The 23,176-nt window shown below is 45.3% G+C and carries 16 protein-coding genes and 1 other RNA gene; 9 read left to right on the forward strand and 8 right to left on the reverse strand.

The window, feature by feature from the left end; translation table 11 throughout:
- Positions 1-66: 66 nt before the first annotated feature.
- The 3 genes from AC27G9_RS07230 to AC27G9_RS07240 form a co-directional block, all read right to left on the reverse strand.
- Positions 67-1,140, reverse strand: coding sequence for a trypsin-like peptidase domain-containing protein (locus AC27G9_RS07230; protein WP_487072560.1), 1,074 nt, complete (start codon positions 1,138-1,140; stop codon positions 67-69).
- Positions 1,141-1,269: 129 nt separating this feature from the next.
- Complete coding sequence (locus AC27G9_RS07235; protein ID WP_487072562.1) at positions 1,270-2,634, reverse strand: DegQ family serine endoprotease; 1,365 nt, start codon at positions 2,632-2,634, stop codon at positions 1,270-1,272.
- Between the two features lie 69 nt (positions 2,635-2,703).
- Complete coding sequence (locus AC27G9_RS07240) at positions 2,704-3,147, reverse strand: ZapG family protein (protein WP_487072564.1); 444 nt, start codon at positions 3,145-3,147, stop codon at positions 2,704-2,706.
- 271 nt (positions 3,148-3,418) lie between these two features.
- On the opposite strand from AC27G9_RS07240, the gene zapE reads away from it, so the two are divergent.
- The 3 genes from zapE to rnpB all read left to right on the forward strand — a co-directional run bounded on the left by zapE (position 3,419) and on the right by rnpB (position 5,839).
- Positions 3,419-4,516 carry a cell division protein ZapE gene (gene zapE, locus AC27G9_RS07245; protein ID WP_487072566.1) on the forward strand — a complete coding sequence of 366 codons (1,098 nt, stop codon included), beginning with the start codon at positions 3,419-3,421 and terminating at the stop codon, positions 4,514-4,516.
- Between the two features lie 147 nt (positions 4,517-4,663).
- Positions 4,664-5,386 (forward strand): YebC/PmpR family DNA-binding transcriptional regulator, encoded by a 723-nt coding sequence (locus AC27G9_RS07250; protein ID WP_487072568.1) that lies wholly within the window; start codon positions 4,664-4,666, stop codon positions 5,384-5,386.
- A 104-nt stretch (positions 5,387-5,490) separates the two neighbouring features.
- Positions 5,491-5,839, forward strand: an RNA gene (rnpB, locus tag AC27G9_RS07255) — RNase P RNA component class A.
- A gap of 52 nt (positions 5,840-5,891) precedes the next feature.
- On the opposite strand, the gene ggt is transcribed toward rnpB, so the two are convergent.
- Positions 5,892-7,658 (reverse strand): gamma-glutamyltransferase, encoded by a 1,767-nt coding sequence (gene ggt / locus AC27G9_RS07260; protein ID WP_487072570.1) that lies wholly within the window; start codon positions 7,656-7,658, stop codon positions 5,892-5,894.
- A 221-nt stretch (positions 7,659-7,879) separates the two neighbouring features.
- Positions 7,880-8,716 carry a hypothetical protein gene (locus AC27G9_RS07265; RefSeq protein WP_487072572.1) on the reverse strand — a complete coding sequence of 279 codons (837 nt, stop codon included), beginning with the start codon at positions 8,714-8,716 and terminating at the stop codon, positions 7,880-7,882.
- A 313-nt stretch (positions 8,717-9,029) separates the two neighbouring features.
- Here AC27G9_RS07265 and AC27G9_RS07270 point away from each other — a divergent pair, with 313 nt between their 5' ends.
- The 3 genes from AC27G9_RS07270 to AC27G9_RS07280 all read left to right on the forward strand — a co-directional run bounded on the left by AC27G9_RS07270 (position 9,030) and on the right by AC27G9_RS07280 (position 14,971).
- Complete coding sequence (locus AC27G9_RS07270; RefSeq protein WP_487072574.1) at positions 9,030-11,246, forward strand: M3 family metallopeptidase; 2,217 nt, start codon at positions 9,030-9,032, stop codon at positions 11,244-11,246.
- 52 nt (positions 11,247-11,298) lie between these two features.
- A complete protein-coding gene (locus AC27G9_RS07275; RefSeq protein WP_487072576.1) occupies positions 11,299-12,039 on the forward strand; it encodes a HupE/UreJ family protein in 741 nt (246 codons plus the stop codon).
- 400 nt (positions 12,040-12,439) lie between these two features.
- A complete protein-coding gene (locus tag AC27G9_RS07280; RefSeq protein ID WP_487072578.1) occupies positions 12,440-14,971 on the forward strand; it encodes a TonB-dependent receptor in 2,532 nt (843 codons plus the stop codon).
- A gap of 133 nt (positions 14,972-15,104) precedes the next feature.
- Here AC27G9_RS07280 and AC27G9_RS07285 read toward each other — a convergent pair whose 3' ends face one another.
- On the reverse strand, positions 15,105-16,073 hold the full coding sequence (locus AC27G9_RS07285; RefSeq protein WP_487072580.1) for a LacI family DNA-binding transcriptional regulator: 969 nt from the start codon (positions 16,071-16,073) through the stop codon (positions 15,105-15,107).
- Between the two features lie 58 nt (positions 16,074-16,131).
- Complete coding sequence (locus AC27G9_RS07290; RefSeq protein ID WP_487072582.1) at positions 16,132-18,117, reverse strand: glycoside hydrolase family 127 protein; 1,986 nt, start codon at positions 18,115-18,117, stop codon at positions 16,132-16,134.
- A 316-nt stretch (positions 18,118-18,433) separates the two neighbouring features.
- On the opposite strand from AC27G9_RS07290, the gene AC27G9_RS07295 reads away from it, so the two are divergent.
- The 3 genes from AC27G9_RS07295 to AC27G9_RS07305 are packed head-to-tail and all read left to right on the forward strand — an operon-like array spanning position 18,434 to position 21,601.
- Complete coding sequence (locus AC27G9_RS07295; RefSeq protein ID WP_487072584.1) at positions 18,434-20,032, forward strand: MFS transporter; 1,599 nt, start codon at positions 18,434-18,436, stop codon at positions 20,030-20,032.
- Positions 20,029-20,958: a 2-dehydro-3-deoxygalactonokinase gene (locus AC27G9_RS07300; RefSeq protein ID WP_487072586.1), complete on the forward strand. Its 930-nt coding sequence runs from the start codon at positions 20,029-20,031 to the stop codon at positions 20,956-20,958. The genes AC27G9_RS07295 and AC27G9_RS07300 overlap by 4 nt, the downstream gene beginning before the upstream one ends.
- Positions 20,930-21,601 carry a 2-dehydro-3-deoxy-6-phosphogalactonate aldolase gene (locus tag AC27G9_RS07305; RefSeq protein WP_487072588.1) on the forward strand — a complete coding sequence of 224 codons (672 nt, stop codon included), beginning with the start codon at positions 20,930-20,932 and terminating at the stop codon, positions 21,599-21,601. Before AC27G9_RS07300 ends, AC27G9_RS07305 begins: the two co-directional genes overlap by 29 nt.
- A 56-nt stretch (positions 21,602-21,657) precedes the next feature.
- Here AC27G9_RS07305 and AC27G9_RS07310 read toward each other — a convergent pair whose 3' ends face one another.
- Entirely contained in the window at positions 21,658-23,106 is a 1,449-nt protein-coding gene (locus AC27G9_RS07310; RefSeq protein ID WP_487072590.1) for a sulfatase-like hydrolase/transferase, read from the reverse strand.
- Between the last annotated feature and the right edge of the window lie 70 nt (positions 23,107-23,176).

A 23,176-nucleotide genomic window follows, 5' to 3' on the forward strand; every position in this document is an offset into this window, starting at 1 on the left:
ACTTAATGAAAAAACCACCCTTAAGGGTGGTTTTTTGTAAGAGGTAGATACCAATTCAATCGCCGGTTATTCAGCTACACCCAATTCAGCCACAGTGGCTTTTAGTGTGATCAGCTCGCCACCCCGGCTAACTTCTAGCGTCATTACCGTACCAGGTGCGGTCTCGGCTATCATATCTAACGTCTTTGATGCGGTTTCAAGTCGAATACCATCGATGGCCAATATCACATCATCGCGTCTTAATCCCGCCCTTTCTGCTGGACTATTAGCGGCTACATCTGTGACTTGAATACCCGGACGACCACGGTATTCACTACCCACAAATCCCATTTGACCGCGTATGACTTTACCGTTAGTAATGATTTCTTCCATGATGCGTTTCGCCAGTTCGTAAGGAACCGCGAAATTAATACCATCGACGTTACGCACCCGACGACGGCCATCACGAATCTGGAAGTTCGCATTATTGATACCCACTAGGTAACCATTGCTATCGACTAACGCGCCACCGGAGTTGCCTTGATTGAGTACCGCATCAGTTTGAATAAAGTCGTTGTAATTGGCCAACCCTGAGAAACGACCCGCTCTGCTGACAATACCTTGTGTAATAGTTTGCCCCAAGTCGTAGGGGTTACCAATTGCCATAACAATATCGCCAACTTTGATATCCGTTTTTTCTAATTGCGGAATAACGTGCAAATTGTCTGCATTGACTTTGATAACTGCCAGATCGGTCAACGGGTCACTGCCAACGATTTGGGCTTCGAGTACACGGCTGTCTTGTAACGCAACAAAAATACTGTCAGCGCCATTGACCACATGGAAACAGGTCATGATGTAACCATTGTCGGTCATTATAACCCCAGACCCCAAACTCGCTCTTTCCCTCGGTTGACGGCGAAAAAGGCCATTGTCCTGTTCAATACTTACGCTGTAGATATTCACCACAGCCGGTGCTGACCGGCTAATGGCGTCGAAGAACGACTCGCGATTTTGGCTTGGAGAAGACGACGAGAACCAACCACTAGACAATGTATTTTGTGTTCTTAGATCAGGTAAAAGGAGCAGCAATAGGCCTGCCACGATTAGCCCGATAAAGATAGAGCGTGCGATGAAACTGATTATAGGTTTGCCAGTCACTGTAACTTTGAAATCCGACGTGATAATGCGCTATGGGCACAAGTTTGTATTTTGATTAAGGATATCAAAGATTTGCAAAGTCGGCTAGAAATGGAACAAAAAGCGGGGGCAGAGTTGCCCCCGATTGGATTATCGAATCACGCGATAAAGTGTTGCGTTACCACGTCGTACAGTCAAGGCGATTACGCCTTCTGCGCCGTCTAGGACGTTACTGAGGTCGGCAATATTACTGACGCGTTGGCGATTAATCGCAATGATGACGTCGTCTTCTTCCAGACCGATTCGCGCAGCAGGGCTGTTCGCTTCGACTCCAGTAATACGGACGCCAGCATTGCCTTTGCTGTCTTCGCCATTGGCAAAGGTCGCGCCTTCCAGTGCTGGTAGCATCTCTTCAGCAGTCAGCTCACGCTCAGGTGCCGTACCCAACACAATATCGAACTTCATGCGGTCGCCTTTACGGATAACCGTGACTTCGAGCTCTGCACCCGCTCCCATGCTAGAAATTTTGGCGCGTAGTTCTTGGAAACTAGACACAGTGCGACCGTTCAGTTCAGTGATAATATCACCCGCTTGTAGGCCACCTTGTTCAGCTGCCGAGTCAGGTTGTACTTCACTGATAAACGCGCCTTTTTTGACATCTGAGTTCATTGCTTCAGCTAAACCCGCGTCAACATCGTCACCAATGATGCCCAACAATCCTCGACGAACCTCTCCGAATTCAATCAATTGCGAGACGAGGTTGTTCATCATATTACTCGGGATAGCAAAACCAATGCCTACATTTCCGCCGTTCGGGCCGAAAATAGCCGTATTGATACCGACCAACTCACCTCTCAAGTTAACAAGCGCACCACCAGAGTTACCGCGGTTAATCGCTGCGTCAGTTTGAATAAAGTTCTCGTAACCACCAATGTTAAGACCTGAGCGACCTAACGCACTCACAATTCCCGATGTCACGGTTTGCGAAAGACCAAAAGGGTTACCGATAGCCACTACAAAATCACCCACTCTCAAGTTATCCGAGTTGGCGAGATTCAGTGCTGTTAGATTGTCAGGGTCGATCTTCAACAAGGCAATATCGCTTTGCGGGTCTGCACCGATTTTTTTGGCTTGAAACTCGCGACCATCAGTTAACTTAACCGTAATTTCATCGGCTTTGTCGACAACGTGATTGTTGGTGACAACATAGCCGTTTTCGGCATCGATAATGACCCCAGAGCCCAGCCCTCTAAATGGCCTCTCCTTGACTTGCTCCTGCGGGCCGCCAAAGAAGTAACGAAACATCTCTGGCACTTGTTGGCGTGAAGTTTGTGTCCCTGACACTGCAATGCTGACAACCGCAGGTGTGGTTTTCTCCAGCATTGGTGCTAATGATGGAACGTCATCTTTATCAGTTGAGAAAAAGGGTATCGCAGCGTTTGCTTGTGATATCAAAGTCAATGACCCAACCACAACACCGGAGACCAACACTAACTGGCGAAGATATTTATTCATAAACGCTTACACTCCTCATCATTTATGCGTTTGCTTAATCACAAAGACTTAAAGCGAGTTTGAAAGTTCCTATTCTTTGGTTGAATCTGCGGTAGATTGCTCATTCGCACCGACGAATAACCCAGAAGGGCCGTTTGAGAAGTCTCTTGGTTGCGTATCAGCCACAGATTTCACTTTCTGTTCTCTGCTTTTTACATTGTTACGTAGGTAAGAGGTTGCTTGCTCACCAAAAAATGGCATTTTAGGCAATTCGTCCTCGTCCGCACGCGACAAAACCGTTTCATAGTCGTTAACTTGTTGTTTGAGGTTATCGCACTGTTTTTCAATAGCGCTGATGGTTTGGCGAGTTTGAAAAATGTGATGTTCCGCTTGTTGAGCGAGCATTTCTTTTAGCGTTTGCTCGGCTTGGGCAACGGCTTGGTTATTTTGATTACCAACGTATAGGTGACGGGCGATAAAGAAACCGATAACACCACCTACGAGTAACAAGGCAACCGAAACTAATACTTCCATTGAATTCTCCAGATCTATCAATATACAACTTAAAGTGCCCTAGCCTGACTATAGCAAGAGGTGAGCGAGCTAGCACTTTTTTGTCTGCTTCTTTCGTCTCATGTCACACGGTTTTCTGTCAGAAAGTGTGACAAAGATCAGCAACAGCACTATATGACTCGGGATTCTACCGTGAATTGATGTTAAATTAAGGTCATAATGGTAAATTTCAAGCAGGTCGGTGCAGCGCACTTTTTGTTGACATTAGATTTAAGGTAGGAGCAGTAACCCCGTGACACCTTGGGAAAAATACCAAGAGGACTTGGCACAGCCAGAATTCCACAAAGACGATGCACAGGCAAACGCCGTACGCGAACTTCAGCGTTTGTATGAAGAACTGACTCAGCCCGCCAAAAAACTGACTTGGCGAGTTAAAATTAAGTCAGCATTCGGCAAAGGAATGCGAAAGCCAAGTATTCAGGGCATCTATTTTTATGGCGGTGTGGGTCGTGGTAAAACCTATTTAGTGGATACGTTTTACGATTGCTTGCCATTTGGCAACAAAATGCGAGTTCACTTCCACCGCTTTATGCATCGTATTCACGACGAATTGAAATTGCTCGACAAAGAGCAAGATCCGTTAAAGCTGATTGCTGCCAAACTGGCTCGCGAAACCCGAGTTATCTGTTTCGACGAGTTTTTTGTCTCTGATATTACCGATGCTATGATCCTCGGAACCTTGATGGAGGAGTTGTTCAGTCACGGGATTGTATTGGTTGCAACGTCCAATATTGTGCCAGATGAACTCTATCGCAACGGTTTACAGCGAGCCCGCTTTTTGCCAGCCATTGAACTGATTAATCAGAATACTCGGGTAATTAATGTCGACAGCGGCATTGACTATCGATTGCGTACGTTGGAGCAAGCGGAGATATACCACTTTCCCCTTGATGAATGCGCAACGACGAATCTACATGAGTACTTTACACAGCTTTCGCCAGAGAAAGGGTCAAAAGGTGAGGTGATAGAAATCAATCACCGTGCGTTAAAAACTATCCGCAACGCCGATGGCGTATTGATGATTGATTTTACGGAGATTTGTGAAGGTCCTCGTAGCCAGAGTGATTACATAGAATTGAGCCGTTGCTATCACTCCATATTGGTAAGTAACGTGAAGCAAATGGGGCAAAGCAATGATGATGTCGCAAGGCGTTTTATTGCCATGGTTGATGAATTCTACGAGCGTCACGTAAAACTGATAATGTCGGCTGAAGTGGCGTTGTCAGATCTCTACACTGAAGGTTTGCTGAGTTTTGAATTTCGTCGCTGCCTGAGCCGCTTAAAGGAAATGCAGTCGATGGATTACTTGGCGTTAGAGCATTTGCCATAGTATTGATACTTGGGGTTGGTATCTCAAGCCGAAAGTCGGTAAAATCCGCAACAAGTTTGTAGTGGCGTCGCTCACTATAGGGCCTGTGGTGTCGAAATGAGTGACATCACACAATAGGCGATTGGAGCACACAAGAAGAGACAAAAGATGGGAAGAGCATTTGAAGTAAGAAAAGCGTCTATGGCGAAAACTGCTGGCGCTAAAACGAAGGTTTATTCTAAATACGGTAAAGAAATTTACGTCTGTGCAAAGAACGGGGGCACAGATCCCGATACGAATTTGTCATTGCGTCGTTTGATGGAAAAAGCCAAAAAAGACCAGGTACCTGGTCATGTAATCGAAAAAGCCATCGATAAAGCGGCGGGTGGTGCTGGTGAAGACTTCACACCTTCGCGCTATGAAGGTTTTGGACCGGGCAATTGTATGGTCATTGTTGACTGCTTAACAGACAACGCGAATCGCACCATCACAGATGTTCGTAACTGCTTTACCAAGACTAATTCAAAAATAGGTGCCCAAGGCTCGGTATCCCATATGTTTGATCACCAAGCCATTTTCATTTTCGCTGGTGACGATGAAGACGCCATACTTGAAGTACTAATGGAAGCCGACGTTGACGTGACTGATGTGGAATGTGAAGACGGCAAGATCACGGTCTATGCCCCTAACACTGAATTCTTCAAGGTGAAAACGGCGTTGACTGATGCCAATGCAGACATCAAATTTGATGCTGAAGAAATTACTTTCATGCCTCAAACTGAAGCACATATCAGTGAAGAAGATATGCCAATGTTCCAGAAATTTATGGACATGCTAAACGACTGTGATGACGTTCAAGACGTATATCACAATGCGGTTCTTCCCGAGTAAAGCGATTAACGTTTTACCAAAAGCCGGCATCCGCCGGCTTTTTTGTCACTGAAACATTCTCGACTGCACTCGCATTTTATCTTGTCTGTTGTATACTGCGCGCCGGAGTCGGCCAGGCAATCGCTGCTTTCGCAAGAAAGGGGAGGAAAGTCCGGGCTCCACAGGGCAGGGTGCCAGATAACGTCTGGGCGACGAAAGTCGACGACAAGTGCAGCAGAGAGAAAACCGCCTAAGCGCATAGCGCCGGTAAGGGTGAAAGGGTGCGGTAAGAGCGCACCGCACAACTGGTAACAGTTTGTGGCAAGGTAAACTCCACCCGGAGCAAGACCAAATAGGCCTCCTATACGTGTGGCCCGCGCGGGAGGCGGGTAGGTTGCTTGAGCCAACGAGCGATTGTTGGCCTAGAGGAATGATTGCCCACGACAGAACCCGGCTTATCGGCCGACTCCACCATTTCTCCTAGCGTGTGCTATCTCTGCGAGATAGCACACCGTACTGTCCATGTCTATTCGGCAGCGACTGTGCCAGCGCCCGGTCTACGGGGGTCCGAAACACCATAGTAGTAGCCGTCTTTATACATAATGGATTGCACACTTCCCATGGTTCTGCTGGTTTTGACATTTTGCCCATACGACTTGAGTATGGCTATCGTATCGGGGCTGAAGCCAGGCTCCATTTGCAGCCTATCGGGTAGCCATTGATGATGAACTCTCGGCGCGTTGACCGCTTGGGCAATATTCATTTCGTGATCAATGACGTTAACGATAACTTGCAGTACCGTCGTAATGATACGGCTACCACCTGGGCTGCCAACCACCACATAAGGTTTGCCGTCTTTCAAAATAATAGTCGGTGTCATCGAGCTTAAAGGACGCTTGGTCGGCTGGATAGAATTGGCTTCGCCACCAATCAAACCAAAGCCATTGGGAACACCGGGTTTAGATGAGAAATCATCCATTTCATTGTTCATCAACATGCCCGTACCCGGAATCACAATACCCGAACCATAAGAAAAATTGAGCGTGTAAGTATTGGATACGGCGTTACCAAATTTATCCATCACCGAGAAATGGGTGGTATCTGGACTTTCGTAAGGCGCAGGGGTACCGGGTTTAATTTCACTTGATGGCGTGGCCTTCTCGAGAGATATGCGCGATGTTAGTGATTTAGCGTAGGCTTTGCTTGTTAGGCCCTTAACTGGTACATCGAAATGATCTGGGTCGCCAAGGTATTCGCTGCGATCCGCATAAGCCAGTTTCATGGTTTCTGTCAGTAACTGAAGATTTTTGGCGCTACCGAAACCGTTTTCTTTGACCGGGTAATGTTCCAGAATGTTGAGCATTTGTGCAATATGAACGCCGCCAGAACTAGTGGGTGGCATAGAGACGACATCGTAGCCTCGGTAGTTAGTGCGAATGACCTCTCTTTCGGCAATTTTGTAGTTAGCTAAGTCTTTTTTGGTAATTAGTCCGCCCTGACGCGCCATCTCGTTGGCAATCAAGGTCGCAGTGTCCCCGTGGTAAAATTCGTCAGGCCCATTTTGCGCTAAACGCTTTAGTGTTCTGGCTAAATCAGGCTGAACGAGGATTTCACCAGCCTCGTAAGGTACACCGTTTTCTTTGTAAAACGCTTCTGCGGTAGCTGGATTGGCGGTCAGCCATGCCTGCCTGCTTTTTAAGTTTTCAGCCAAATCATAAGACACGACTATGCCTTGTTCCGCCAGTTTTATGGCTGGTTGGAGAACTTGTTTCCAGCTCATTGTGCCATATTCTGCCAACGCGTGAGATAAGCCGGCAACCGTGCCTGGAACGCCTGAAGATGCATGACTAAACCGAGCCTTTTTGTTATCAACATTGCCATTGGCATCCAAAAACATATCTCGATGCGCAGCACTAGGTGCCATTTCACGATAGTCGATAGCAATGGTTTTATCGGTTTCGGCAAGGTGAACCAGCATAAAGCCACCGCCACCTAAATTTCCAGCTCTTGGCAGCGTGACGGCTAAGGCAATTCCCGTCGCGACCGCGGCGTCGACAGCATTTCCGCCTTGAGAGAGAATATCAGCACCGATTTGACTGGCGAGCATTCGCTGACTTGAAACCATGCCATTTTTGCCTATGACCGGGTGATGTATGGTGTCGTATTGAATAACTGCAGCGCTTTCTTTAACGTGACCGTGGGCGAAGACTTGATGAGAGGAACAAAGTATCGCAACAGTAAGGACCTTGGCGAGAATGGGTACTGGACTTAATAGTCGGGATGTTTTTTTCATGCTTTTCCCTAGGTATGAACAAGAGCACACGCGGTGCGTTTTATCGATTGGAAGACGTTAATTTGTATCATTTGCTAGTGTCTTCAACAACATGAATTATTTGAAGGTAAGACGCCAATTCGGTTTTGTGCGAGAAACATAACTACAAGTTATGAACGAGGTGAAAATCATCCACAAAAAAAGCCCCTAAAAAGGGGCTTTTGCTTGCTGCCAATGCGTGATTAGCTATTCAGGGAAATCTTTCTGCGCTTGAACAGTGCTATCAATGCAATACAAAATATGGCTACAGAGGCAGGAGCCGACACTGCAGTATTGGGCATTTGCCGCGCGATGGAAAGCGCATTGAAATAGGCATTCGCTTCTTCTGCATCGCGGTTAAATAGCGATACGCTGTCTATTGAGCCCGATCCGGACAGGGTGCCAGTGGTTGAAAATGGGTTTAGCGCTGGATTGAACGCATTTAAGATATCGAGACGGTATGTCGATGCGCTGGTCAGTTCGAATACGATATGTAAGCCCGCATCAGTAAAACCGATACCTGTGTCGACTTGGCCACTGCCATCAAAAATGCTGTAGGTATTGCTTCCGCCAAGAAAGCTCAATTCAAATCGGCTGTTTGCATTGTAATCGCCGATAGATGAGGCCTGGTTACCATTGCGTAACGTAAAACCTACAGCGCCGCCGCTTTGAATACCGCCGTGTTCGAACGACAACCTAAATACGTCGCCGACTTGCGATAGGCTATTGGAGCCAAATCCTCGATACGCTTCAAATTGATTGAACCCCGGGCCATTGGCAAAAGTGCCCCAAGCTTTATCGTCGGGCGCCGTGGTTATGTGGTTAAGATCGCCATTGCTGCTTTTAGATGCGAGAAATTGACCAGCACTACCGCCAGCGAAGTCGCGATTAAAAGACCAACCTTCGAGACCAAAACCACCATTGCCTGCCCAAGCGTCTCCATAGTTATTCGCGTTGTCCGCTGCTACATCAATCAGCGCAGCATTAGCGTTGATGCAGCATAGCGAAAGTCCAGCGAGCAGAAAGCGTTTTATCTTCATTGTTCAACATCCCTTGTGAATCACTGACGGTATTTTGGCAAATGTTGCATTGTTGTTAAATATGTTAATGGTTGGATGCATACGTATTCACTGCGAGTTACAGCAGATAGCATCAAGTTGATAGCTAATGCCCTCTCAAAATCATCAAATTTCACTCCCCTCTGAGCTGACGTGTGTTTATCCAACAGAATGTGCAATTGATCCGAATGTGCAGTAAATTTAATTTTGTTATGTTATAACAAAATGGCGGCGAGAGTGTGCTGTCGCTTGCTATGAAAATAAAATTATAAATGAATCTACCAGGGGGCAGGGTATGCTAAATAAAACGAAAACATGGCGCACAACATTGGTTGCTACGGCAGTGGTATCTTTGCTGGGCGCTTGTTCTAAACAAGCCGAGCAGTCACAAGCAGGAGAGCCAAGCGCGGCAGAAGCAGCGGTAAAAAAGGAAGCAACTAACCCATTTTTCTCGACTTACCAAACACCATTTGAAATTCCACCTTTTGCTGAGATATCTAACGACGACTTCATGCCGGCTTTTGAAAAGGGAATGGCGGAACACCTTGCAGACATTGACGATATCGTAAACAACTCAGATTCACCAACATTTGAAAATACGATCGAAGCATTGGAACGCAGTGGTCGACTTCTCGGCAAAGTACAAGCTGTATTCTTCAATATGACAGGTGCGAACACTAACCCCGAGTTGCAACAGCTTCAACGTGAAATCAGCCCGTTGATTTCAGCTCATTACGATAAAGTAACGTTAAACGAAGGTTTGTTTGAAAGGATCGATACACTGTGGCAAATGCGCGATACGCTTGAGCTAGATTCCATTGAAAAACGCTTTTTGGAAGAAACTCACAAGAGTTTTGCCAAAAGAGGCGCTAAGCTCCAAGGAGAAGCTAAGCAGAAGCTGACAGAGTTAAACGGTGAAATCGCTAAGCTAACGACTGAATATGGCCAAAACCTACTTGCAGAAACCAACGGCTTTGAATTGGTTTTAGATGCCTCTGATTTAGATGGCCTCTCGCAGGGCGTTATTGACGCAGCTGCCGCTCGAGCAGCGGCTAAAGTCGAGGCAGCAGAAACTGAAGCGGATAAAGCCAAGTACACAGATAAGTATGTATTTACACCACACCGAAGCAATATGTATGCTTTTTTAACCGAGTCGACCCGTCGTGATTTAAGAGAAAAGCTTTATAAGTCTTATGTCATGCGTGGAGACAACAACAATGAAACTGACAATAAGGCTATCGCTGCAAAACTAGCAAAATTGCGAGCAGAAAGAGCTGTGATATTGGGTTATGACACCCATGCAGACTACATCCTCGAAGACCGCATGGTAAGCACACCAGATGGTGTCTATGAATTGCTCATGGAGTTATGGAAACCCGCTCTTGCAAGAGCGAAAAATGAAGTAGCAGATATGCAAGCCGTTATCGACGCTGAAGGCAACGATTTTACCTTTGCTGCGTGGGATTGGTGGCACTATTCGGAAAAAGTGCGCAAGGCCAAATACGATTTAGATGAAGCCAGCATCAAACCCTATTTGACATTGGACAACGTGTTAAATGGTGCGTTTGATACTGCTAATAAGCTGTGGGGCCTGACGTTCACTGAATTACACGACGTTCCCACTTACCACCCTGACGTCAGAGTTTGGGAAGTCAAAGACAAAGACGGTAGCCACCTGGGCGTCTTTATGGGCGATTATTTCACGCGTTCCAACAAACGTGGTGGTGCCTGGATGAGTAGCTTTAAACGACAGTCCAACCTAGATGGCCGCCAGAGGCCTGTGGTAGTTAATGTCTGTAACTTCCCTGCGCCGGTAGGTGATACCCCAGCATTGCTGAGCTTCGACAACGTTACTACCTTGTTCCATGAGTTTGGTCATGCACTACATGGATTAGTTACCAATGTGAAGTACGAGAGTATGTCAGGGACCGCAGGGCCTCGCGACTTTACTGAGTTTCCTGCTCAAATTTACGAACACTGGGCAAGTGAACCAGCGATATTAAAGAGCTTTGCCAAGCATTATGAAACGGGGGAAACTATTCCCGACGAGTTGATTGCCAAGCTATTAAAAGCCTCTAAATTCAATCAAGGTTTTGCGAATACTGAGTATCTCGCGGCGTCGCTATTGGACATGGATTGGCATACTTTAACGGTAGAAGACGACATACAAGACGCTGGTAAATTCGAAGCCGACGCCATGGCAAAGATTGGCTTAATTCCAGAAATCGCCCCTCGTTACCGCTCTACCTATTTTTCTCATATTTTCGCCGGTGGCTATGCAGCTGGTTACTATAGTTATGTGCATTCTGCTGTGTTAGATTCTGACGGTTTTGAGGCGTTTAAAGAAACGGGTGATGTCTTTAATCAAGAGTTGGCAGATAAATATCGCACACATATTCTTGAGAAAGGCTCAACGGAAGATGCGATGGATTTGTATATTAAATTTAGAGGCCGTAAACCTGAAATCGATGCTCTGTTGAAGGTGCGGGGATTGGATGGCAGCGCCGACTAGTGCGGCCTAGTAACGGTCCGAATTATCGGGCCGTTTTCTTATTAGAATGATCATGAAAACGACACTTTCCATCCTGTTACTACTTTTCAGTTTTTGCGTGCATGGCCACCCTCAAGATGAAGACATTATCTTAGATATAGAGGATGGACAGTTGCGACTGGTAAAGGGCCAAATGGATGACGAAATGCGCGCTGCGCTAGAACGTCAACGTTTACGCAAACTCAATGCCATGTCAATTACAGATAAAGTGCTGATGTACGTGAAGTCGGGTATTGAGCACATAGTGCCTAAAGGGCTCGATCATATCCTATTTATTTTGGGGCTTTACCTGTCGGCGGTTTACATCAGTACTCTGCTGTGGCAAGTCACTGCGTTTACCGTAGCGCATACGCTAACACTGGGTGCAGCCATACTAGGCTGGGTAACCATACCCGCTAGTGTCATTGAACCGCTCATCGCGTTATCTATTGTTTGGGTAGCATTGGAAAACATAGTGTTTGATAAGCCTCAGCGGTGGCGGGCACTGGTAATATTTTGTTTCGGGCTCCTGCACGGTTTGGGCTTTGCTTCGGTGTTGACTGAATATGGTTTGCCCAAAAACGACCTGATAACCGCGCTAATCTCCTTCAATATTGGTGTCGAGATAGGGCAATTGGCCATATTGTTCGTCGCCACACTACTGACCTGGCGCTTTAGACATCACCCTGCTTATAAGCGATGGTTAGTCGCACCATGTTCCGCACTTATCGCGCTCATTGGACTGTATTGGTTTATCGAGCGAGTCTGGTTTTGACGAGTTAGACGCTTCGGCTGTTATTCTCTTTTGAATGTGAAGAATGGCGACTCTTGCCAATGCGAAGTTGTATTTTTCGCATTTTGGGTCAAACGATACATGTAAAATACCACTGTATTTGGGACAGGAGTCGCGTTCTACCATGCGAAGGCAATTGGCCAAATACACATTTTTTTTACAACTTTCTTTTCTTTTTTAGTTAACATTTTCCTTTTTTCGAAAGTTTAAACCACAATATTTTTCATTAGTGGTTGATTTTAATGGATTTATTTTTATTTTGAGTAAGGTTTGTCTATGAATTACGAATAACATAAACATTTCATTTACATCTTGATAATGCAAACATCATATGTTTATATTTATATAACGTTGGTTCGTTGTAATCTTGTTAAGGAATGTTATGGGACACACTGCTACTAAAAACACACTGCTTTTAGCAGGCTTTTCTTTAAGCTTGCTTGCTCAATCGGTTTTGGCACAAGCGAATGAAATAGACACTGAAAAGGACGAGGATGAAGTTGAAGTCATCCTCGTCTCTGCTCAAAAGCGCGAACAGGCTTTAAAAGAAGTACCTGTTTCCATGGAGGTTATTCAAGGTAACCTGCTGGAAAATTACAATATCGAAGATGGCTTTGACCTGGTGCGGTATTTGCCGGGATTTGGCGTTGATGACAGCACTGAAATTAGAACTACTACCTTGAAAACGCGTGGTATTGGCACGTTTACCAATTCTATTGGTCTCCAGTCGTCTAACTTAGTTGTAATAGATGGCGAAGTACTTCCGAGACAGTCTATGTTGAACTTGGCAATTTCGGATTTAGAGCGAGTCGAGGCTTTAAGAGGGCCACAGGGTACCTTGTTTGGACAAAACACTTCCACAGGCCTCATACACTATGTTTCCAAAAAGCCGAATCTAAATGAATTCGGCGGTAAAGCCAGACTGGAGTTAACCGAATACAATGGCGTAGAAGTAAGCGGGCACGTCAACGTGCCACTGAGTGAATCATGGGCACTTAGGGTCAATGCACAACACAAAAAAGTCGACGGCTGGATTCAAAATACACTGCCGGGCGCCGAGAATTATGAAATCGGCGAAGATGATGTTTTTGGTTTGCGGGGACAATTACTGTATGACAACGGCGAAGATCTCAGTGTGCTATTTAGAGCAGAGCATTCTGAGAGAGAAACCAATTGCTGTGCATTTACTCGCATCGGCGGTATCAATTTAGATTTCGGTCCGCGTCCTATTATTAATGTTCGCGATGATGGCACTATTGAAGGGACGACTTACAATAGGATTAACCCAGAGTCATTTTTTGAGGAAGCAGGAAACCCTGTTACCGCAAGAAATCCTGAGGGTAACTTTGGCTCTACGGACAATTCAGGTGCGTCTGTAGAGGTGAATTATGATATCAATGATGACATGACCCTCTCTTATATCGGCAGCTTTCGAGATTTCGAGCTTTTGAACAGCTCGACATTCTTTACGGTTAATTTCCCTGTGGAGCGCACGGCATTTGGTGGCAATGAGTCAGTAGAGGTGGTTCAACAAGAAATTCGTCTTAGTTCCTTCGGCAATGAAAAACTCGATTGGATCGTAGGTTTGTTTTATCACGATACAAAAGGGCAGCGTTCAGAAGTCCGTGACGGTTGTATCGCAGGACGCCGCGGGTTGATAGAAAATGGCGTTTTGGCTGGCTGTTATACAGGTGGCTCAGCCAACGCCTTTTTGGCCAACTATGCTGCAACAGGTATTGATGACCGTTCTTTATTGGTGCCAAGTCGCTTATTAAATGGTGGTGATTTCTCAACTCAATTCACGAACTATGCGATATTTGGCCAACTTGAATATCAATTCACGGATCAACTAGACGGTACATTTGGCTTCCGAGTACTCAAGGAAGACGGAGAAGCCAGTTTCGCACGAACGGATTTGGCGACGCCATCTGATGGTGTCGGGTTGGATACCTATGCGGAGGTGTTTGATCGCGCACAGCAAGATCCTAGCTTGATTATCAGACGCACGGACCCAACGACCTTCTCTGACTCAGACACACATGCTATTTACAAGGCCGTGTTAGGGTATGATTTTACTGACGATATTCGTGGATATATCAACTACTCAACGGGTTACAAAGGTTCTTCATATTTTGTAACGACTAATACCAATCCGGATGACGTAGATAACTTCCCTACGAAACCGGAGCAATCGTCTAATTTTGAAATCGGTTTTAGAACGTCTTTCTTCGATAACAACTTGCTGTTTAATATCACCTACTTCGATATGAGAGTAGAAGACTACCAGGTTCGAGCTGTACGCATTATTGACGAAGACCAAGGGTTAACTTTTGCCGGTTTTGTTAACGCAGATGAAGCCCGCTCTACCGGTTTCGAAGCAGATATGATCCTCGATATTAATGAGTCTTTGCGCTTTACGGCAAGTTATGCAAATTACGAAGCGAAATATGAAGATTTCACCAATGCACCAATCAGTTGTCCTCGAAGAGGGCAGGACACAAGTGGTGGTAATCTTGCAGACCGCTGTTCAATTGTGGCTGGCCAAAATCGCTTAGATTTGTCCGGCTTACCTTTCCCGAATAACGCTGAAGAGCAGTTCCTTGGTTCATTAATTCAAGACTATGAAGTTGGTGGATGGGACGGCAGTATCAGGCTCGTCTATCGATATGAGGGTGAAGCTACACAAACGGTAAATGAGCTGGCGTTTGATGAAAGATCGAATCCATCATTTGGTATTTGGGATGCTTACGCGGGTATTGGCAAAGATAATCTCAGATTTAATCTCTTTGTTAAGAATTTATTTGATAAGGAATATACTACTCGCCGCAACACCAACACATTAGGGTTTGGCCGAGGATTCTACCCTCGAGATTGGACGCGATTCATTGGTGGCAGTGTCACCTATATGTTCTAAATCAAGCACCATCAAAAAGCCCCTCAGTTGAGGGGCTTTTTTCGTTCTGGTTCATCGGTAATTTAGAAAGGTTTTGGCTGTGATAAGGCCTATTTAGGCAAGTTTTCACTGTGGTTGAATCAATCGCTAAGCGCTAGCTGCCACGGCGAACAATCGTGGGCAAGAAGGTATTGGTGGATGTTTTATTCTTGATGATGCGTTCGAGCAATTCCTCTACCATACATTTGTAAGGGCAATTAACAGTAGTGATTTTTGGATAGCTAAACGACGCGGCGTCGTGATTGCCAAACCCGACAACTCTGACCTGGGAGGGAATGGCAATACTGTTGTCCAGCAGAGCGTTAAGGGATTCTAGCGCCATAAAATCATCTTGAGTGATGACAAAGTCAAAAACTGTTCCGGTTGATAACGCTGATTGCACTGCACTGTATGCGCCTTCAAATTGATGGGCATCGACTTCATGTAGTGTAAATGAGACATCATGAGAAATTAAGGTTTGTTCAGCGCAAGCCAGTCGCTCGCTAATTGAATTACTCTTGCCCTGAGAAAAAATCAGTAACCCTTGTCGGGCACCACTTTTTATGACTTCTATCGCTTGTAGCTCACCCGCTTTGGCATGATCAAAACTAACAATCTGATTGCTTTGCTCATTTTGGTTGGCATCGATGGCGTAAAGGTTTGGGTGGCTTTGAAGTAGGTGTCGTAACATCCCAGTGGGTGATTGAGCGTTACAAACGATGACAGCATCACAACCTTGGTTCAGCAGGGTTTCGATGGCGTCAGCTTCTGCCGTACTATTGGTTACACCTTGGCCAACTACCACGAATTGATGTTGCATAAGTTGATCAAACAAAATTCGTGTCAGCGGATTTTCATCGCTTTTTGCAAAGGGAAATACGACACCAATTTCATTTGAACGACATCCAACTAAACTGCGTGCTAATGCATTAGGCGTAAAATTGAGTTCGGTAATGAGAGCCTGAATTTTCTGTGATGTCGCACCCGCGACACTGCCTTTACCGTTAATAACTCGAGAAACAGTTGTAGTAGAGACATTGGCCAACTTTGCAATATCTCTGATCGTGATACTTGGATTGAGCATAGAAGCAATCCTAATAAAACCAGTGACACCTACGTTCAGTGTCACTGGTGTTTTGACGTTAGGCTTGCCAAAGCACTGGCAAAAATACTGACATTTCTGACGTGCCTCTGTTACTCCAAGCGTAATAGGGAACTAATTGGGTTTTAAACGATTCCCACTGTGGCTTTTGAACACGAGAATAAAGCGTGTCTGGCGAATCTTTTCGAATAAACATGTTTGCTTCAATCACCGACACGCCACCCAGTAAATCCGCTTTTTCGACAACATTGAAGTCAGACTGACTATCCAAAAAGACATCCAATATGGTCGCTTGATCGGGTAAATCCGGAGATTCAACACAGTAGACTAGAGGTCCGCGCTTTACTGCCACTTGATTGCGAATCTCTTCTACACGGGGGTGCCCTTCAAGCATTTCTACAGGCATTGGTAGAGTCAATTCGATGATATCACCGGCTTTCCATGCACGAGAGATACTCGCGAAGCTAGATGGCGTTAGTGTCACTTCTTGTGTTTCGCCGTTAACCTTAAGAGACGGGTTTCGCACCCATCCAGGAATCCGCAGTTGGATATCAAAAACCGTAGCGGGGCACTCGTCGATTCGAATAGCTATCGTATCCTTCCAAGGATATTGGGTTGTTTGAGTTAACTTTACTGCCGAGCCATCTCTTAAGAGCGTGTCTAATGTGTTGCCGCCGTATAAGTTAACTGAGATGCCATTGTCAGTGATGCTATACGCCCAACCCGACATTTGCGCAATAGTACGCACTAAGTTCGGCGGGCAACAAAAGCACTCAATATATGCTTCGCGATCAGCGGATTCAGTACAATCGCAATGATCAGAATATTCTCTTTGACCGTGATTGAAACGCAGTGGGTTGGCATAGAAGTAGTGTTTACCATCGTCACTAATACCGACTAAAGCGCTGTTAAAAAGCACAAGCTCCATAATATCTGCGTATTTCGCATCACCATGAATACCTAACATGCGCCAATTGAACATCGCATTGGAAATGTTGGCACAGGTTTCATTGTATGCGGTAGAGTTGGGCAACATGTAATCATCAATGAATCCTTCGTGGATCATATTTTGATCATCGTAGGCACCGTGGTGACATTGTCCCAATGCGCCAGTTACATACATTTTTCGCTCAACTGCACTGGACCAAATTCGTTCTAAGGCATCGATCAGCGCCTTTTCACCCGTCTCAGCGTACACATCGGCAGCGCCGGAATAGAGATACATGCCAGTGACGGCATGGCCTACCGCCTCAGTTTCTTCGCGAAGAGGCGTTTTCATTTGGCATTGGTCACCTGTAAACCAGTAAGGGACACTGTCGTGAAGCCCCATGGGAACCGAACCGCGCATTGTGACAAAGATATCCGCTAGTTTCAGATACTTTTGGTTTTGCGTTTCTCTGTATAATTCAACTAGCGACATGATTTGTGACGGGTTAAAACCAAAGCGAGCCAACTCCGGATCCGTCCCGCCAAAGACATCGAACAGGTAATCAGCATGGCGAATAGCGAGATCGAACCAAGACGTTCTACCGGTCAATCGTTTATAAATGATGGCACTAGTGATGAAGTGGCCGGAATTGTATAACTCATGATCACAGACGGCTTTGTACCGCGGTTTACCAAGGATTTGATTGTGGGTGTGAATATAGCCATCGTCTGTGATGACTTGTGCAAAAACGGAAATGATCTCTTCAAGCTCAGTAATCAAAGCGTCATTACCGGATAGTTTGTACACGTAACAACAGGCTTCCATCCATTTATAGAAGTCGCCGTCATGCCAAAGCATACCTTTAGCGCTTCCTTCAATTAGCCCAGCGGCAACCTTAAAGTTGTTGTACGCATGGCCCACATCTCCTTTTAATAACTCTCCCATGTGCGGAACCATAACATCTTGAGCTTGTTGTTGTTTGTCAGCCCAAAACCCTTCTGTCCACTGACAATCACCAAAATTGGTAGCGCGTAATTTCACATGTGGGCTTTGCTCATTGGCCATTATGGCAGTCGAAATTCGAGACTTGGTAAGCATCTTTATATCCTTAGCAATCAACTTCTGACATCAACTAGACGAATATATTCATCGAGACGATGCTAAATAATGTTAAAACGTTTTAACGGAATTTATACATTGTGTTTTATGTATTTTAAACATAATATGTTTGAATTGGTAGTATGATTTAGTGGTTTTGTCGTTTTGCTTCATTAATTCACCATTAGTTTTGCGTTTTTGGTGAGATGTATAGGGCGATTCGCGCAGTCTTCGTTGAGTACTCAACAGGGTACTTTTCGTTCCACAATGGTCATCAGTTAATTAGTACATACGCTATGCGGCTTCGGGAGGTTACTTGAGCACGCGATCACATGACTTCAATGTCACTTTTTACGCATTAGTGGCTGCGTTTGGCGGGTTTGTCTTTGGATTGGACGCAGCCAATATCTCTGGCGCAATTCGTTTTGTTAGTGCCGAGTTTGAGCTCGATAGTTTGCAGCAGGGCACGCTCGTTGGTTGTGCGCTATTGGGTGTTATTGTTGCGCTTTTTTTCACGGGCTCATTGTGTGAGCGGTTTGGTCGCGCTTCAGTATTGCTCGGAATCGGTTTTACGTATTCGCTTTCTTCTATCATCTCTTCTCTTGCAACTAGTTATGAAATACTACTAGTTGGACGCTTCATTGGCGGTGTGGCTTTTGCCTCGATTACCGTTTCCGCAATGTATATAGGGGAGATCGCGCCCGCCAATAAACGTGGCAGGTTTGTCTCGGTGAATCAGTTTATGATTGGGTTGGGTTTACTGTGTGCCTTTGTAATCAACTACTTTTTGATTACATCAATGTCGCAGAGCAGCTGGCTAACCAACAACAATGTCTGGCGTTTTATGCTGGGCGCAGAGCTCATCGCCAATGTTGCTTGGGTCGCGTTGTTATTGAAGATACCCGAGTCACCACGCTGGCTGATTAAAGTGGGGCGCATTAAAGACGCGAAAGCTGTCTTTGAGAAAATTGCGCCATCAGAAGAGATAGAAAGCCTCTGTCACACAGTGAAAACGTCACTGGCACAAGACAAAAAAGCCAATATTCAACAGCAAATCGGTATCCTTTTTTCTCCCTCCTTACGATTTGTACTGTGTATCGCAGTTTGTTATGCCGTTGTGCAAGGCGCGACTGGCATGAATGCAGTGCTCTTTTTTGCCCCCATGGTATTTGAGCAAATCGGAATGAGTGTGGATGATACATTCTTACAAACCATTACGACGGGGGTAGTTGGACTAATTGCCACCATCGTAGCGATTTTTTTCGTCGAGAAACTGGGGCGAAAAAAGCTCACAATAATTGGGCTTTCTTTAGTTGTTGTTGCACATTTGTCCACTTACCTCGGATTTAAAGAGGCGCATTATCACTTTAGCGAAAAGGTTGTACTCGAACTTAGTCAGCACTTTACTGATGAAGGTATAGGCATTGACGCCTTAGACGCATTCAGGGGCAAACAGTATGATTCAGATGTCGCTTTAAAGCAGGCGCTAAGCGAGGTATTTGACCGTAAAACACTGCCATTGGTTAGCGGAATTATTATTGATAAAACGGTTAAAGGTATCAATGGCAATATGGTGTTGTTTGGTATTTTCGCATTTTTGGCTGCTTTTAATTTGTCTATTGGGCCCATTATGTGGGTTGTGTTTTCTGAGATCTTTCCCAATGTGGTACGAAGTGTTGCATTACCTTTTGCGGCCTTAGTTCAAACTATTTCTTCATGGGCAATACAGCAATTCTTTCCTTGGCAATTGGACAACCTTGGTGTCGCCAACATTTTCTTACTATACGGCGTGATCGGATTCGTGGGATTGGTACTCATGGCACGGTTTCTACCGGAGACCAAAGGTAAAACGATTGAAGCCTTGGAAAAAGAATTGGTCCTTTCACGTCTTCCAAGTGATGGAGCGACGAAATGAGTGTTGATAACGCGACGTATTTCGCCATTGATTGGGGATCGACTAATTTTCGGTTGTTCGGCCTAGATGCTAGGCATAAAGTGGTATTTGAGTCACAAGCGCCATTAGGCGTGTTTCAAATCAATGGCAGTCATTTTGCTGACGTATTGTCAACGCACTTAGCACAGATTTCGTCAAGGGCATTGGACTTACCCATCGCAATGGCAGGCATGATCGGATCTCGTTCGGGTTGGTTTGATGTACCCTACATGAGCGCACCCAATGACATAGACAAGCTTCGCGCAGAGGCGCATCTCTTTGATTTACCTTGGGGACCTAAAGCCTTAATCATTCCCGGCATGAGTTGTATCAATGACGCTCAAGCTCGAGATGTTATGCGTGGAGAAGAAGTACAATTATTTGGATTGCTGGACACTACAAATTCACAATACGATGTGGCAATTTTACCAGGTACTCATAGCAAACACGTTCTGTGCGATGGCAAGTCGATCAATCACTTCAGTACATTTTTTACCGGTGAGATGTACCAATTGCTGAGTGAGCATTCTTCAGTACGCCCGCCAACTCTCAAACCGAGCCGTTTCTTTGCCGACGCATTTGTACAGGGTGTGACACGATCGCAGCAGGGTCACTTTTTAAGTAATGTATTTTCCGCTCGTACAGTTCAGCTGTTCTCAGATTTACCGGATGAACAAATCGCAGATTTTCTCTCTGGAATATTGATAGGCCACGAACTCAAGAGCGTTACTAAAAACGCGAGAATTGCCCTGATTGGTGGCGAAAAGTTGTGCCAACGATACCAAATGGCTGCGTCAGCACTATCACTGCAAACCGATATTCATTGCGGAGATCGTTGTTTTTTACATGGTATGAGTTCGTTAGTGAAGGAGATGAATTTTGATAGAAGCGCAAGTTTCACAAACTGAGTTATTAAGTGAGCATGACGTAAAGCCGCCTTTACCTCTTATTGCTATTTTAAGAGGTGTTGACCCATCAGTCGTACTCGATGTGGCAGATATTTTAGTAGAAGCAGGTTTTACGTCGATTGAAATTCCACTCAATAGCCCAAACGCCTTGGACAGTATAAGAAAATTAGTCAATCGATATGACACGTCTCGTTTTAAATTGGGCGCGGGTACTGTTACCTCTTTGCAACAGTTAACGGCGGTGTTGGAAACGGGGGCGAATTTGATCGTGACTCCTAATTGTAATCCGAAAGTGATTGCAACAGCCGTTGACGAGAACTGCTATGTTTACCCAGGTGTAGCGACGCCTTCAGAAGCGTTTACCGCCATTGAAGCTGGGGCGAGTGCGCTGAAGCTATTTCCGGCAGAAAGTGTTGGCGTAAAGGGAATGACGGCAATCAAAAGTGTATTGCCTAGCTATGTCGACATATATCCTGTAGGCGGTATCGATGCCACTATTGCTTCGATGGCGCCGTTTCTAGAAAACGGTGCTGCGGGTTTTGGTTTGGGATCTGCACTTTATAAGCCCAGTTACTCAGCTGAGCACATTCGAATGAAAGCGAGGGCCTTTGTGTCTACATTCAACTCTTTAATTGCGCCGTAGCTCGTTTTTCGATGCAATAAAAAGCCCTCATTTGAGGGCTTTTTTGCATTCAAATACTATTTGGTTTGAATAGGCACGTGTTGTGATTGAGTTTTTGGCCAGTATTTATCCATTCTGTCTATGTCCGATTTCTCAAATTGGCGTTTGAGTAACCACATAGGGCGCTCTAGAGTTTGTTCCCATTCAAAAAGTTTACTAAATAGCATGGTTACCACTTCGGGGTGTCGACTAGCAAGATTGTTGAGCTCCTGAGGGTCTGCTGCAATATCGTAAAGTTCTGCAGGTCTATCTGGGAAGCGTAGAAGTTTGAAATTGTGATGTCGAATCGTTGCTCTCACATCTTTTTTCCAAAACAAGGTGTCGTGAGGTGCATCGCGGTTTTGGCCGGTGATATAAGGCAGTAAATTTTTGCCATCTATCTCAGAAGCATAGGATTGCCCATCTGCTGCTTCGTAAAATGTCGGTAGTAAATCAAACAAACTTACCACGTTGGTATAGGTTGTATTGGGCTTAATCACTTTGGGATACGACATCAACATCGGAACGCGAATACCGCCTTCTAAGTGGTTAGATTTAGTGCCGCTAAGTGGATAGTTCGAAGAGGCGTTCTTGTCTGTAGGGCCGCCGTTATCATTAGAAAAGACCACTATCGTGTTGTCGCTCAAACCTAGCTCTTTTAGTTTGTTCGTGACTTGCCCAACCGCACGGTCCATAGACAGGGTCATAGCAGCAACTTGCTGTCGTGTACCTGTTAAGTCAGGAAATTGTGCGAGGTCTTCTGGTTTCGCTTCAATTGGTGTGTGCACAGCGTTGAAAGACAAGAATACAAAAAAAGGTTGGTTTGCATTTTCTTCAATAAAAGCAGTAGCCTTATCTGCTAAGACATCTGTCAAGTAGCCATCGTGCTCCTTAAAGTTGCCTAATCCCTCTTCCATCTCTTTGTCAAAAAAAGTGTGAACTTGAGAACGCGCGGGGGCATTTTCCGGGTACGCATAGTAGCTTCTGTCACCACCTCTAAACCCATAAAAGTAGTCAAAACCACGGTTGATTGGGTGCATTTCATCGGTGCCACCAAGGTGCCACTTGCCTAAAAATGCGGTTTTGTATCCTTGTTGCTTAAGGTAATCCCCCATTGTTTTTTGGTCTGTAGGGAGTCCCATTTCCGCGCCTAAAATGGCGGAGTTCTCACTCATATAACCAGGTACATTGTTCTCTTCATAGCCGAATCGCTGCTGGTACATGCCCGTCATCAGGCCGGCTCGAGAAGGTCCGCACGTTGGGTCGGTAACATAAGCTTGAGTAAACTTAACACCTTGGGCGGCTAGCTGATCTAAATTCGGCGTCTTCATTTGAGTGGAGCCATGAAAGCCAAAGTCAGCGTAGCCAGCATCATCAGAAAACAAAAATACGATATTGGGTTTATCTGCAGCATTAGTTGTTGTCACTTGACTAATGGCGGCAATACACAACAAGACGCCAATGGTGCGGAAGGTAAATTTATTCATAACGACCAAATTTAAAATTAACATTATATAAATTCAAACATATGATGTTTGTTTTGCCAAGCCTTTCTGC

It is taken from the genome of Alteromonas sp. 5NS40-0096 (assembly GCF_057544385.1).

Coding starts and splice junctions, on each gene's coding strand:
- AC27G9_RS07235 (WP_487072562.1), bottom strand. CDS start 2,634: ATGAATAAATATCTTCGCCAGTTAGTGTTGGTCTCCGGTGTTGTGGTT.
- AC27G9_RS07240 (WP_487072564.1), bottom strand. CDS start 3,147: ATGGAAGTATTAGTTTCGGTTGCCTTGTTACTCGTAGGTGGTGTTATC.
- AC27G9_RS07250 (WP_487072568.1), top strand. CDS start 4,664: ATGGGAAGAGCATTTGAAGTAAGAAAAGCGTCTATGGCGAAAACTGCT.
- ggt (WP_487072570.1), bottom strand. CDS start 7,658: ATGAAAAAAACATCCCGACTATTAAGTCCAGTACCCATTCTCGCCAAG.
- AC27G9_RS07265 (WP_487072572.1), bottom strand. CDS start 8,716: ATGAAGATAAAACGCTTTCTGCTCGCTGGACTTTCGCTATGCTGCATC.
- AC27G9_RS07270 (WP_487072574.1), top strand. CDS start 9,030: ATGCTAAATAAAACGAAAACATGGCGCACAACATTGGTTGCTACGGCA.
- AC27G9_RS07275 (WP_487072576.1), top strand. CDS start 11,299: ATGAAAACGACACTTTCCATCCTGTTACTACTTTTCAGTTTTTGCGTG.
- AC27G9_RS07280 (WP_487072578.1), top strand. CDS start 12,440: ATGGGACACACTGCTACTAAAAACACACTGCTTTTAGCAGGCTTTTCT.
- AC27G9_RS07285 (WP_487072580.1), bottom strand. CDS start 16,073: ATGCTCAATCCAAGTATCACGATCAGAGATATTGCAAAGTTGGCCAAT.
- AC27G9_RS07290 (WP_487072582.1), bottom strand. CDS start 18,117: ATGCTTACCAAGTCTCGAATTTCGACTGCCATAATGGCCAATGAGCAA.
- AC27G9_RS07300 (WP_487072586.1), top strand. CDS start 20,029: ATGAGTGTTGATAACGCGACGTATTTCGCCATTGATTGGGGATCGACT.
- AC27G9_RS07310 (WP_487072590.1), bottom strand. CDS start 23,106: ATGAATAAATTTACCTTCCGCACCATTGGCGTCTTGTTGTGTATTGCC.